The sequence below is a fragment of the Leucobacter muris genome, from assembly GCF_004028235.1.
GTDB classification, from domain to species: Bacteria; Actinomycetota; Actinomycetes; order Actinomycetales; family Microbacteriaceae; genus Leucobacter; species Leucobacter muris.
In genome coordinates this window covers 2,074,926-2,087,615 of record NZ_CP035037.1, presented here as the reverse complement: position 1 = coordinate 2,087,615, position 12,690 = coordinate 2,074,926, and the positions used below count along the sequence as shown (strand labels likewise).

The following is a 12,690-nucleotide window of genomic DNA, read 5'->3' as shown; positions in this document are numbered from 1 at the left end:
TAAAGTGGAGAGTAATAGAGCGAAAACGGAGCTGTGATGACTGAGGATTCGAAGAATCTGCGCCCCGAGGCGAGCCTGGATCAGGTCGACCGCAAGATCGTGGAGGAACTGCAGACGAACGGCCGCATCACGAACGCCGAACTGGCGGAACGGGTGGGCGTCGCCGCGTCGACGTGCATCGCCCGCGTGCGCAGCCTGGTCTCGCGCGGCATCATCACGGGTTTCACGGCCTCGGTCGACCCGCGCGCCATGGGGCTCGGGCTGCAGGTGCTCGTGAGCGTCACCGTGCGATCGGGCGCGCGGCAGCGGATCGCCGAGCTGAGCGATGAGCTGCGCTCGCTGCCCGAGGTGATGCAGCTCTTCTTCCTGGGCGGCGTCGAAGACTTCATCATCCATCTCGCCGCGCGCGATTCGGATCACGTGCGCGACTTCGTCATGGAGCACCTCTCGGCGCACCCCGCGGTGTCGTCCACCCGCACGAGCATCGTCTTCAGCCATCACCAGAACCCCGTGCAGGCCTGAGTCCGCGGGCCGAGCCCGCTGATCGGCCGGACCGGCCGAACCGCTGCCCTGACCGGTCTGCGCGTCAGTGCGCGGTCGGAGGCAGCAGCCGGGTCTCGTAGGCGTCGAGCGCGAGCTCGGCCGCGTGGATGGCCTGGGAGCTGTAGCGCCCGATCGCCCGCTCCTCGAGCAGCGCCTCCCGCTGGGCCTCGAGGGCGACTCGGGCGAGCCTCTGATACGTCTGCGCCGGATGCTCGGCGCCCTGCACCTCGATGGGGAGGGTGGGCGCGGCCGCGGCTGCCAGGGGGAGCAGGGCGCTGCGAGCGCTCGCGCGGGCGCGCTGCACCGCGATGTCGGTCTGCTCCTGCTGCCGCGCATCCTTCGGCGGCTGCGGTGCCTCCTTCTCGAGCTCCCTCTCGCGCTCCTCGATGGCCTCGTCGATGGCCTCGTCGGCGGCCTCGTAGAGGTCTCTGGAGAGCGAGACGATCTCGGCCTTCTCCTGCCCGGTACCGGCGCCGTCGGGCCAGAGCTTGCGGATGAAGGCGGGCAGCGTGAGGCCGTGCAGCAGCAGGGTGATCACGGCGACCGCGAAGGCGGCGAGCACGAGCTGCGGGCGGTAGGGAACGGTGGTGGGGATCGACTGGGCCGCAGCGAGGGTGACCACGCCGCGCATGCCGCTCCACGACAGCACGACGCCATCGCGCCAGCCGAGCTGCTGCTCGCGCTCGTGCTCGAGGTCGGCCGCCGAACGCCGGGTTCGGATGTCGAGCTTGCGCAGCCGGTCTCTGAAGCGGCCGTCGTCCCTGTCGGCGATGCCCGAGCTCTGCACCCGCTCGTTGAGGTGCGCGTACCCCGCGTTGCGGCGCTCGTAGCGCCGCGTCACGCGCTGCATGCCGGCGATGAGCGGCACCATGAAGGCCGAGCGGCAGAGGATGAGCAGTGCGACGAGCCCGAGCGAGAGCAGGCCGATGTGCTGCAGTCGCAACTCGCTCTCGCCGACCTGCGCCACCAGCGAGTGCAGCTGCAGCCCCATGATGAGGAACACGCCGTTCTCGAGCAGGAACTGCACGGTGCGCCAGTTGAGCCGCTCGTTGGTGCGCGCGGAGGCGCTGAAGCGCTGCGAGGCGTGGTGGCCGGTGTAGAGCCCCGTCACCACGACGGCCAGCACGCCGGAGGCGTGCAGCTCTTCGGCGGGGATGAAGGCGACGAAGGGCACGATGAACGAGATGATCGTGTCGTGCACGGGGCTGGTGAGCTTCGACCGGATCCACACCGTGATCACGCCGAAGAGCAGGCCGACGGCGATCGCGACCGAGACGGAGAGGAAGAACGATCCCGTGGCCGAGGAGAGCGCGAAGCTGCCCGCCACGGCCGCGGTGGCGGTCTTCAAGAGCACGAGCGAGGTGGCGTCGTTGACGAGGCTCTCGCCCTCGAGGATGGAGACGACGCGCTCGGGCATGCCGAGCCGTTTGCCGATGGAGGTCGCCGCGACCGCGTCGGTGGGGCTGATGACCGCGCCGAGCGCGATGGCAGCGGCGAGCGGGATGTCGGGCACGATCCAGTGCACGAGGAAGCCGACGGCCACCGCCGAGATGATGACGAGCAGCACCGACAGGCCGATGACGGGCCGGAAGTTGCGTCGGAAATCGACGATCGGCACGTTGACCGCGGCCGAGTAGAGCAGTGGCGGCAGCACGACCACCAGGATGATCTCGGGGTCGATGTCGATGAGCGGCACGAACGGCAGATAGCCGATGCCGATGCCGACCACGACGAGCAGCAGGGGAGCCGCCACGCGGATCTTGCTGCCGACGATCGACGCCCCGACGAGCAGGATCACCGCGATCACGGAGAGGAGGCCGAATTCCATGGTTCTAGGTTCTCACGGCCGGGGCGCGGCTTCGGATCGACGTGCGGGGCCCGGCGGCGTGGGAGGCCGGATCACCGTCGGCCGACCGCGGGGTCGGTGAGGGCGAGGGCGGGCGCCTGCTGCCCGTGGAAGGCGCTCCAGCGCGTGGCGGCAGGGGCGAGCGCGTCGACGTCGATGCGCTCGCCGGGAAGCGCCGACAGTTCCAGGCCCTCGGGCTTGCGCGTGCCGCGCCTCCAGGTGCCAACAATCCTGCCGTCGGCGACCACCGTCGCGAGGAACATGCCGTTGCGGCCCGGCACGATGCGTTCGAAGTGGGCGGGGTCGAGCTGCGCCTCACGATCGGTGTAGCCGAGCAGGTGCTCGTCGAACGCGGGCAGCATCAGCCACGGATCGCTCGCCGAGTCGACCGACGACGTGGTGAGCAGCCGCGGGTGCGCCCAGAGCGCGCCCGCGGCACCCGCAGCCCCGTCGAGGCGCAGCGGCGCGAGGCGACCGCTCTCGGAGGCGAGCGCGATCGCCTGCCGGGCCTCGCGCACCGTCAGTCCCGTCCACCAGGCCAGATCGCGTTCTCGGATCGGCCCGCGCGCCTCGGCGTACCGAGCCGCGAGTTCGGCGAGCGCCTCGTCGCCCTCGAGGGAGCGGGGATCGCGGATCCACTCGTCGGCGCGCACGAGCAGCGGCTCGCCGCCGCGCGCGGGCCCGAACACGGCGAGGCCGTTCTGGCACAGCCACCAGATCAGGTGGTACCGCCAGTTGCCCTGCCACTCGATGCCCGCCTCGGTCCAGGTCGCAGCGAGGGAGTCGCGGTCGAGCCCGCTTCCTTCCGCCGCGAGCCCGGTGAGCGCCTCCATCGACACCTCGACGAGCCGGTCGAGCACCGCGTCGCTCATGCCCAGATACTCGCGCCGTTTGGGCGCGCCGGAGAGCACGCGGTGGTTCGTCGCCCGCTGCATCCAGCCGATGTCTTGGGCCGCGACGACGTGGATGGTGCCGCGCATCGGCCACGAGCGCACGATGAGGCCCTCGTCGAACGCCGCGTGTACGTCGGCGAGCCCCGTGCCCGGCGCGCGGAGCCCGAGCGCCCAGCGCGAGGAGCGCCAGTCCTGCCCCTGCACGGCGAGCATGCGCCGTGCGACCGCCGCGATGCGCTGCGCTCCCGCCGCCCGGCCCGGCGGCGAGAGCGCCTCGCCGGCGAGCCCCAGCGCGCGCATGCGCAGGCCGAGCAGCTGCCCGGTGCTGATCGTTTCGGTCATGCGGTCAGTGTAAACCGGGCCACCGACACCGACACCGACACCGATACCGACACCGACACCGATGCCGAGGTGCGACGGATGCGGTGCCGCCTTGCGGCGGCCGCCGAGCAGACGCGGCGCCGAGCAGACGCGGCGCGGGGCGCGGATCAGAAGCGCGCGCGGTGGTACTGCGGCGGAACGAGCGCCTCGGCCGAGGGAGCTCGCAGCTCGTGCGCCCACCGCAGCGGCAGGTGCGGATCGGCGAGGAGCGCCCGGCCCAGGAAGACCACGTCGGCCTGCCCGGTGACGAGAATCGACTCGGCTTGCGCGGCCTCGGTGATGAGGCCGACCGTGCCGACGGCGATCGCCTCGGCGGGCAGACTGCCGCGCAGCCGAGCCGCGAGGGGCGTCTGGTAGGCGGGGCCGACGGGGATCGGGGCGACGGGTACGTTGCCGCCGGACGAAACGTCGACGAGGTCGGCGCCGTCTTCGGCGAGCCAGGACACGACCCGCTCGGCCTCGTCGAGGTCGAAGCCGCCCTCGACCCACCCGGTCGCCGAGATGCGCACGAGGATCGGCAGGCGGGCGTGGCGGCCGCGGATCGTGCGCACGATCTCGCGCAGCAGCCGTGCGCGGCGCTCGAGATCGCCCCCGTAGCCGTCACCGCGCAGGTTCGAGAGCGGCGACAGGAACTCGTGCAGCAGGTAGCCGTGGGCGGCGTGCACCTCGACGGCGTCGAGGCCGGCGGCGACGGCGCGATCGGCGGCGGTCGCGAACGCCTCCACGATGCCCGCGATCTCGTCGGCGCCGAGCGCGCGGGGCGCGGCGAGCTCACCGAACGCGGCCTCGGAAGGGGCCACGGTCTGCCAGCCTCCCTCGATGATCGGCACGGTGCCGTCGGGCTGGCCGGGCAGCCACGGATAAGTGGAAGCCTTGCGGCCGGCGTGTGCGAGCTGCACCGCGATGCGCGCGCCGTGCGCATGCGCGATGCTCGCCAGGCGCGCGAACGCCGCCGTCTGCTCGTCGTTCCAGAGCCCCACATCGCGAGGCGAGATGCGGCCCTCGGGCGCAACCGCCGTCGCCTCGACGGTGACGAGGCCGGCGCCGCCGCGAGCGAGCGCGCCGATGTGCTGCAGATGCCAGTCACCCGGCACCCCGTGCTGCTGCTCGATCGAGTACTGGCACATCGGGGAGACCCACAATCGGTTGCGCACCTCGAGGTCGCGGAGCCGGAACGGGCGGAAGAGGATCGGATCTGCCATGCATCGCAGTGTATCGAGCACGTCTGACATCCTCGAGGAGCCCGGTGCGCCCCGTGCCGGAGCGCTCGGAGCGGGAATGTCGGTGGTCTGTGGGAAGGTTGGAAGCGTTCCGAGACAGGTCGAGGGAGGCTCCGGATGCATGAGATCAAGTGCCCGCACTGCGCCAAGGCGTTCACCGTCGACGAGGCCGGGTACGCCGACATCCTGAAGCAGGTGCGCGACCACGAGTTCGAACAGCAGCTGCATGAGCGGCTCGAGCTGGCCGAGCAGGACAAGGCGAAGGCGCTCGAACTCGCGGCCGCGCGGTCGGCGGGCGAGATGCAGCGCGCAGCCGCCGCGAAAGACGCCGAGATCCACGAGCTGCAGGCGAAGATCGAGGCCGGCGAGACCGCGAGGCGCCTCGCCGTCGCCGAGGCGCTCGGCGCGGTCGAAAAAGAGCGCGACGCGCTCGCGAACGAACTCGAGCAGGCCCGGCAGGAGACGCAGGCGGCGGTGGAGCTGGCCGAGGCGAAGCTCGTGGCCGAGCTGCAGCGGGCGGCCGCGACGAAGGATTCGCAGATCCAGCAGCTGCGGTCGAAGCTCGAGGCGGTCGAGCTCTCGCAGAGGCTCGCCCTCGCCGAGGCGGTCGGCGCCGTGGAACGGGAGCGCGACGAGCTGCAGAGCGGGCTGGAACGGGCAGAGCTCGAGAAGCAGCTCGCGCAGCAGTCGCTGAAGGATCGGTACGAGACGCAGCTGAGAGACCGCGAGCTCGAGATCGAGCGTCTGCGCGACATGAAGGCGCGGCTGTCGACGAAGATGATCGGCGAGACGCTCGAGCTGCACTGCGAGAACACGTTCAACCGGTACCGCGCCATGGCCTTCCCGAGCGCCTACTTCGAGAAGGACAACGACGCGAGTTCCGGCAGCAAGGGCGACTACATCTTCCGGGATCTCGACCCGAACGGCGTCGAGGTCGTCTCGATCATGTTCGAGATGAAGAACGAGGCCGACACCACCGCGACGAAGAAGAAGAACGAAGACTTCTTCAAAGAGCTCGACAGGGACCGCACCGAGAAGGGCTGCGAGTACGCGGTGCTCGTCTCGCTGCTCGAGCCCGAGAACGAGTACTACAACGACGGCATCGTCGACGTCTCGCACCGGTATCCGAAGATGTACGTGGTGCGGCCGCAGTTCTTCCTGCCGCTCATCACGCTGCTGCGCAACGGGGCGTTGAACGCGCTGAAGTACAAGGCCGAGCTCGAGCACGTGAAGGCGCAGAACATCGACATCACCAACTTCGAAGACGAGCTCGATGCCTTCAAGGGGGCGTTCGGGCGCAATTACGAACTCGCCACGAGAAAGTTCCACACTGCGATCGAAGAGATCGACAAGGCGATCGCGAGGCTGCAGAAGGTGAAAGACGAACTGCTGGGCTCCGAGCGCAACCTGCGCCTGGCGAACGACAAGGCGCAGGGCGTTACGATCAAGAAGCTCACCCGCAAGAACCCGACGATGGCGGCCAAGTTCGCCGAGCTCGAGGGTGGCGCCGGCACTCCCGCCGGCGAGTGAGCGGGACGGAACGCGCGCGCATGAATCTGGGAACGATCCTCGAGACCTCCGTCTTCGCGGAGGCGGACGAGGCTTTCGCCGCCTTCGAGGAGTGGGCCTGGGAGGCGCGCGGGCTGCGACTGTATCCCGCGCAGGAGGAGGCGGTGCTCGGCATCGCACTCGGCAGCAACGTGATCCTCGCGACCCCCACCGGCACCGGTAAATCGCTCGTCGCGCTCGGCGCGCATTTCATCGCCCTCGCCGAGGATCGCCGCACGGTCTACACTGCGCCCATCAAGGCCCTCGTGAGCGAGAAGTTCTTCGACCTCGTCGACGTCTTCGGCGCTGCGAACGTGGGCATGGTGACGGGCGACACGTCGATCAACCCCGACGCCCCGATCCTCTGCTGCACCGCCGAGATCCTCGCCAACCTCGCCATCCGAGACAAAGACGTCGACAACCCCGAGGCCGGCGGCATCACGCAGGTGATCATGGACGAGTTCCACTACTACGCCGACCCCGACCGCGGCTGGGCGTGGCAGGTGCCGCTGCTGCTCATGAACGACGCGCAGTTCCTGCTGATGTCGGCCACCCTCGGAGACGTCACCGAGCTCGCCGCCGACCTCAGCGACGCGACCGGACGCGACACCGCTCTCGTCACCGGGGTCGAGCGCCCGGTGCCGCTGAGCTTCAGCTACGAGGTCGCCCCCGCCCACGAGGTGGTCGAGCAGCTCATCGAGCACCGCCAGACCCCCGCCTATCTGGTGCACTTCAACCAGTCGCACGCCGTCGAGCAGGCGCAGGCCCTCGCGAGCATCCGCATCGTCGACCGCGCGGGCCGAGACGAGATCGCCGAAGCCCTCGGAGACTTCCGCTTCACGACCGGCTTCGGCACGACGCTCTCGCGCCTCGTGCGCGCGGGCATCGGCGTGCACCACGCCGGCATGCTGCCCCGCTACCGGCGCCTCGTCGAACAGCTCGCCCAGCGGGGCCTGCTGCGCGTCATCTGCGGCACCGACACGCTCGGCGTGGGCATCAACGTCCCGATCCGTACCGTGGTCATCACCGCGCTCACCAAGTTCGACGGTGAGAAGATGCGCCGTCTGAGCGCCCGCGAGTTCCACCAGATCGCCGGGCGCGCGGGCCGAGCCGGCTTCGACACCGAGGGCGACGTGATCGCGCTGGCGCCCGAGCACGAGGTCGAGAACGCCAAACAGAGCGCGAAGGCCCAGGCGAAGGCCGCGGCCGGCAAAAAGGTGGGCAAGGGGCCGAAGAAGAAAGCGCCGCCCCAGGGCTTCGTGGGGTGGAGCGAGCAGACCCTCGAGAAGCTCGTCGGGTCGCCGCCCGAACCCCTCGTGAGCCGCATGCGCGTCACCCACTCGATGGTGCTGGGTGTGATCGGCCGCGGCGAGGAGTGGGAGGGCGAGGCCCTCAACACCATGCAGATGCTCATCTTCGACAGCCATGAGCCCAAGGCGCGCCAGTTCGAGCACGCCCGCACCGCGATCGAGATCTTCCGCACGCTGCGGAGCGGCGGCATCGTCGAGGTGCACGAGCACTTCGACGAGCGCAGCGGTCGAAGGCAGAAGCTGCTGCGCCTCACCGTCGATCTGCAGGCGAACTTCGCACTCAACCAGCCGCTGTCGCCGTTCGCGCTCGCGGCGATCGAACTGCTCGATCCCGAATCCGACGGCTACGCCCTCGACGTGATCTCGATCATCGAGGCCACGCTCGAGGATCCGCGCGCGATCCTGCGCGCGCAGGAGCACAAGGCCCGTGGCGAGGCGGTCGCGGCCATGAAGTCCGAGGGCATCGAGTACGACGAGCGCATGGAACTGCTCGAAGCGGTGACGCATCCGCAGCCCCTCAAGGAACTGCTCGACGAGGCCTTCCACGAGTACGCGAAAGCTGTGCCGTGGGCGCGCGACTACGAACTGCGACCCAAGTCGGTGGTGCGCGACATGGTCGAGCGGGCGTTCGGCTTCCGCGACCTCGTCTCCTTCTACCAGCTGGGGCGCGCCGAGGGCGGAGTGCTGCGCTACCTCAGCGACGCCTATCGCGCGCTCGAGCGCACCATTCCCGAGCAGGCGAAGACGCCCGAGCTCGACGAGCTCATCGACTGGCTGGGCGAGCTCGTGCGCCAGGTCGATTCGAGCCTCGTCGACGAGTGGCGGGCGCTCGAAGCCGGAAGCGAAGCTTTCGGCCGAGCGGCCGGTGCCGCACACGGCGGCAGCCCACGGAGCGCAGCGCGGGGCGGGGCGCTCGAAGCCGGAAGCGAAGCTTTCGGCCGAGCGGCCGGTGCCGCGCACGGCGGCGGCCCTGGAACGAGCGGCGCGTCGTCGAGCCCTGCGGCCGAGGCCGCCATCGGCGCCTTCGGCGCGACGCGCTCCGTGCTACGCAACGAGCGGGCCTTCACCGTGATGGTGCGCAACGCCCTCTTCCTCCGCGTGCAGGCCGCCGCGTTCGAGCGCTACGACGAGCTCGCCGCGCTCGACGGCCCTCACGGCTTCGGCGAGCAGGCCTGGCGCGCCGCGCTCGACGGCTACTACACCGAGTACGACGAGATCCGCGTCGACGCCGACGCCCGCGCGGCCCGTCTGCTCGAGATCGACCGAGGCGCCGAAGCGGTCTCCGAGGGCGTGTGGCGCTTCCGCCAGGTGCTGCTCGACCCCGCCGGCGATCTCGACTGGGCCATCGAGGGGGTCGTCGATCTCGCCGGATCCGAAGCCGATGGCGAACCGGCGATTCGTGTGCACCGCGTCGGCCCGCTCATCGCGGCATGACACCGGTCACGGTCGGGTGAGCTTGCGAGCCGTGCGCGACGCCGCTCCCGGTGGCGCGAACACGCGAGCCGCGCGAGCCGCGCGAACCGCTCACTGGAGCGAGAAGACGCCCGCTGGGTCGGCCGGCACGGCGGTGGCGAGCACGAACAGCACGAGCCGCAGCAGCCCCGCCACCTGCACGCGCCGGTCGCGGAACACCACCTCCTCGGGCCCCTCGGCGCGGCCCGCGTCGATGTCGGCGGCGTAGTAGAGCACGATCGCGAGGAACGGCACCGCGGAGAGCACGGTGAACGTGGGGTTCATCGACTTGATCTGGAACGCCCACAGCGCATAGCCGAGCACGAGCGCGCTGCCTGCGAGGGTCCACACGAAGCGCAGGAACGACTCCGAGTAGAGCAGCAGCGTGGAGCGGGTGTGCGCGTCGGGGTTGCGCTTCGCCGAGAGCAGCTCCGAGAACCGCTTGCCGGCGACGACGAACAGCGATCCCGCCGCGATGACGAGCATGAACCACTCGGTGACGGCGATGCCCGTCGCGGCGGCGCCCGCCACGCCCCGCAGGCAGAAGCCGGCCGCGATCGAGAGCACGTCGACGATCTCGTGGTGCTTGGCCCAGAACACGTAGAGCAGCTGCAGCGCCAGGTAGGCGATGATGATCGACGCGAAGCCGGGGCGGTGGATCGCGAACGGCACGGCGATCGAGGCGCACGCGAGCAGCGCGGCGGTCGTCCACGCCGCGCCGGGCGAGAGTCGGCCGCTCGCGATCGCGCGGAAGCGCTTCGTGGGGTGCAGCCGATCCGATTCGCGGTCGAGCAGGTCGTTGACGAGGTACACCGACGACGAGGCGGCGCAGAACACGGCGAAGGCGATGAGCGTGTCGAGCAGCACCTGCGGTTCGAAGATTCGGGCTGCCGCGAGGGGCACCGCGAACACGAGCAGGTTCTTGACCCACTGCCGCGGACGCAGTGCCTGGATGAGAGAGCGCATACACTCTATTCTCGGGGATCGTGAGGCCGCACTGAGACCAGGCAGGCCCCGTTTCCGAGAACGGAGTCGATGTGCGCATCGCGCTGCTGTACCTGATCTTCGCGGGCATCGCGACGGTCGCCAATCTGCTGGCTCAGGCGGCGGTGGTGCGCCTGCTGCCGGGGGAGTGGGGGGGTCGCGGCCGGGGTGCTCGTGGGCACGGTGGTCGGACTCGCGGTGAAGTACGTGCTGGATCGCCGGTACATCTTCCGCTATCGGGCGAAGAGCTTCTCGGGCACCGTGCGCACGCTGGTGATGTACACGCTGTTCAGCGTGGCGACGACGCTCGTGTTCTGGGGCTTCGAGTTCGGCTTCCACTGGTTCTTCGGCACGGAGGCGGCTCGCTACGCGGGAGCGGTGATCGGCTTGGCGATCGGCTACGCGGCGAAGTATCAGCTGGACCGCCGTTACACTTTCGTCGAGAGGGAGGGGTAGGCAGATGGATCTGGTCTCCTGGGGTCGTCGCGGCCGTCATCCGCACCGTGTGGTGAGGCCGGCCGACCCGAGTCGCGTCGCCGATGCGATCGCGACCGGTCACCCGGGCCTCGCGGTCGGGCTCGAGCGCAGCTACGGCGATTCGGCCCTCAACGCGGGCGGGACGGCGTGGGACCTGACCGCGCTCGACGCGTTCATCGAGTTCGACGACGAGACGGGTCTGCTGCGCTGCGAGGCGGGGGTGACGCTGCGGGAGATCCAGCGGGTGTTCTCGCGCCGGGGCTGGATGCTCGCGGTGACACCGGGCACGCAGGATGTGACGGTCGGCGGCGCGATCGCCAACGACGTGCACGGCAAGAACCACGCGGCGGCGGGCACGTTCGGGTGCCACGTCGAGCGGCTCGTGCTGCTGCGCACTGACGGGGAGCGCATCGTCTGCGGGCCTCACGAGCGCAGCGACTGGTTCGCCGCGACGGTGGGCGGGCTCGGCCTCACGGGTGTGATCGTCGAAGCGACGATCCGCCTGGAGCGGGTGGCGGGGCCGTGGCTCGAGACGCGCCGGGTCGCGTTCGGCTCGCTGTCCGAGTACTTCTCGCTCGTGCGCGAGACCACCGAGCCGCTGTCGGTCGGCTGGATCGACGTGGTCACGGGCGGCGGCCGCCGCGGCATCTTCACGACGGCTCACCCGTGCTCGGCCGCGCAGACGGCCGCTCAGGCGCCGCCCGCCGACGAGCGCGCCCTGACGGTGCCGTTCACGCCGCCGTTCTCGCTCGTCGGGCGGGCGACGCTGCCCGCTCTCAACAAGGCCTACTACTGGTGGCAGCGCGCGGGCGTCGGCACGCGCGTCGAGCACTACCGCAGCTACGACTACCAGCTCGACGCGATCCGCGGTTGGAACCGCATGTACGGCCCGCGCGGCTTCTACCAGTACCAGAGCACGATCCCGTGGGAGGGCGCCGAGGAGGCGACGGCCGAGATGCTGCACCGCATCGCGCGCTCGGGACAGGGATCCTTCCTGGGGGTGCTCAAGACCTTCGGCGACACGCCCTCCCCGGGCATGCTGAGCTTCCCGGCGCCGGGCGTCTGCTTCGCCCTCGACTTCCCCGACCTGGGCGATCGCACCCTGCGGCTCTTCGCGGAACTCGACCGCATCGTGTCGCAGGTCGGTGGACGTCTGTATCCCGCGAAGGACGCCCGCATGCCGCGCGAGCTCTTCGAGGCGGGCTACCCGAGACTGCCCGAGTTCCTGCCGTTCCGGGATCCGGGCGTCGAATCCGATCTCGCCAGGAGGCTGATCTCATGACCAGGCACACCACCCGCTCGGCGCTCATCGTTGGCGCGACCTCGGTGATCGCGCAGCACATCGCGCGCCGCTGGGCCGATGGGGGCGCGACGCGCTTCGTGCTCGTGGGGCGCAGCGAGGAGCGGCTGGAACGCGTCGCCGCCGACCTGCGCGTGCGAGGCGGATCGCCCGAGGTGGCCGTCGTGGCCCTCGATCTGCTCGATCCGGCCGCGATCGAGCGCGCGGTCGCCGATGCGGCCGACCACGCCGATCCCGACACGGTGCTCATCGCTCACGGGGCCATGCACGAGCAGCAGCGCATGCAGCGGGATCTCGCGCTCGCGAAGGATCAGCTCGAGGCGACGGGGGTCTCGCCCTCGCTCTGGCTCGACGCGGCGATCGGCCTCACGAGGGCGACGCGGATCGCGGTGATCGGATCGGTGGCGGGGGATCGCGGCCGCGCCAGCAACTTCCTCTACGGGTCGGCGAAGGGCATGGTGGAGCGGGTCGCCGAGGGCGAGCAGCACCGCCTGCACGGATCGGGCCGCCGGGTGACGCTCGTGAAGCCGGAGCCGACGGCCACGCCGATGACGGCGCCGCTGCAGGAGTCGGGCGCGCGGCTCGCGAGCGCCGCCGCAGTCGCCGGCATCGTGGCGCGCGGCATCGCGGCGGGCAGGCCGGTCGTCTACGCGCCGGGCCTGTGGCGGTGGATCATGCTCGCGGTGCGCCTGGCGCCGCGGTGGCTGTTCGAGCGCACCTCGCTCTAGGAACGAGC

General features: G+C 70.5%; 10 protein-coding genes. 6 read left to right on the top strand and 4 right to left on the bottom strand.

Translation table 11 applies throughout. The annotated features are described in order from the left end of the window. The first annotated feature begins 36 nt into the window (after positions 1-36). Positions 37-522: an Lrp/AsnC family transcriptional regulator gene (locus Leucomu_RS09800; RefSeq protein ID WP_017883227.1), complete on the top strand. Its 486-nt coding sequence runs from the start codon at positions 37-39 to the stop codon at positions 520-522. Positions 523-586: 64 nt separating this feature from the next. On the opposite strand, the gene Leucomu_RS09795 is transcribed toward Leucomu_RS09800, so the two are convergent. The 3 genes from Leucomu_RS09795 to Leucomu_RS09785 form a co-directional block, all read right to left on the bottom strand. Further along, positions 587-2,371, bottom strand: coding sequence for a cation:proton antiporter (locus tag Leucomu_RS09795; RefSeq protein WP_128387101.1), 1,785 nt, complete (start codon positions 2,369-2,371; stop codon positions 587-589). 71 nt (positions 2,372-2,442) lie between these two features. Continuing rightward, positions 2,443-3,624, bottom strand: a complete 1,182-nt coding sequence (locus tag Leucomu_RS09790) for a winged helix DNA-binding domain-containing protein (protein WP_128387100.1) — start codon at positions 3,622-3,624, stop codon at positions 2,443-2,445. Positions 3,625-3,770: 146 nt separating this feature from the next. Then, positions 3,771-4,865, bottom strand: coding sequence for an NADH:flavin oxidoreductase/NADH oxidase (locus Leucomu_RS09785; protein WP_128387099.1), 1,095 nt, complete (start codon positions 4,863-4,865; stop codon positions 3,771-3,773). A 135-nt stretch (positions 4,866-5,000) separates the two neighbouring features. On the opposite strand from Leucomu_RS09785, the gene Leucomu_RS09780 reads away from it, so the two are divergent. Together Leucomu_RS09780 and Leucomu_RS09775 are read left to right on the top strand one after the other, a co-directional pair. After that, positions 5,001-6,413, top strand: a complete 1,413-nt coding sequence (locus tag Leucomu_RS09780) for a DUF2130 domain-containing protein (protein ID WP_128387098.1) — start codon at positions 5,001-5,003, stop codon at positions 6,411-6,413. Between the two features lie 20 nt (positions 6,414-6,433). Beyond that, positions 6,434-9,175, top strand: coding sequence for a DEAD/DEAH box helicase (locus tag Leucomu_RS09775; RefSeq protein ID WP_128387097.1), 2,742 nt, complete (start codon positions 6,434-6,436; stop codon positions 9,173-9,175). A gap of 90 nt (positions 9,176-9,265) precedes the next feature. On the opposite strand, the gene Leucomu_RS09770 is transcribed toward Leucomu_RS09775, so the two are convergent. Continuing rightward, entirely contained in the window at positions 9,266-10,159 is an 894-nt protein-coding gene (locus Leucomu_RS09770; protein WP_128387096.1) for a decaprenyl-phosphate phosphoribosyltransferase, read from the bottom strand. 186 nt (positions 10,160-10,345) lie between these two features. Here Leucomu_RS09770 and Leucomu_RS09765 point away from each other — a divergent pair, with 186 nt between their 5' ends. The 3 genes from Leucomu_RS09765 to Leucomu_RS09755 are packed head-to-tail and all read left to right on the top strand — an operon-like array spanning position 10,346 to position 12,682. Beyond that, positions 10,346-10,633: a GtrA family protein gene (locus Leucomu_RS09765; protein WP_267128409.1), complete on the top strand. Its 288-nt coding sequence runs from the start codon at positions 10,346-10,348 to the stop codon at positions 10,631-10,633. A gap of 4 nt (positions 10,634-10,637) precedes the next feature. Then, positions 10,638-11,936, top strand: a complete 1,299-nt coding sequence (locus tag Leucomu_RS09760; RefSeq protein WP_128387095.1) for an FAD-binding oxidoreductase — start codon at positions 10,638-10,640, stop codon at positions 11,934-11,936. Next, positions 11,933-12,682 (top strand): SDR family NAD(P)-dependent oxidoreductase, encoded by a 750-nt coding sequence (locus Leucomu_RS09755; protein WP_128387094.1) that lies wholly within the window; start codon positions 11,933-11,935, stop codon positions 12,680-12,682. Before Leucomu_RS09760 ends, Leucomu_RS09755 begins: the two co-directional genes overlap by 4 nt. Positions 12,683-12,690: the final 8 nt, after the last annotated feature.

Coding starts and splice junctions, on each gene's coding strand:
- Leucomu_RS09785 (WP_128387099.1), bottom strand. CDS start 4,865: ATGGCAGATCCGATCCTCTTCCGCCCGTTCCGGCTCCGCGACCTCGAG.
- Leucomu_RS09755 (WP_128387094.1), top strand. CDS start 11,933: ATGACCAGGCACACCACCCGCTCGGCGCTCATCGTTGGCGCGACCTCG.
- Leucomu_RS09790 (WP_128387100.1), bottom strand. CDS start 3,624: ATGACCGAAACGATCAGCACCGGGCAGCTGCTCGGCCTGCGCATGCGC.
- Leucomu_RS09760 (WP_128387095.1), top strand. CDS start 10,638: ATGGATCTGGTCTCCTGGGGTCGTCGCGGCCGTCATCCGCACCGTGTG.
- Leucomu_RS09795 (WP_128387101.1), bottom strand. CDS start 2,371: ATGGAATTCGGCCTCCTCTCCGTGATCGCGGTGATCCTGCTCGTCGGG.
- Leucomu_RS09775 (WP_128387097.1), top strand. CDS start 6,434: ATGAATCTGGGAACGATCCTCGAGACCTCCGTCTTCGCGGAGGCGGAC.
- Leucomu_RS09770 (WP_128387096.1), bottom strand. CDS start 10,159: ATGCGCTCTCTCATCCAGGCACTGCGTCCGCGGCAGTGGGTCAAGAAC.
- Leucomu_RS09780 (WP_128387098.1), top strand. CDS start 5,001: ATGCATGAGATCAAGTGCCCGCACTGCGCCAAGGCGTTCACCGTCGAC.
- Leucomu_RS09800 (WP_017883227.1), top strand. CDS start 37: ATGACTGAGGATTCGAAGAATCTGCGCCCCGAGGCGAGCCTGGATCAG.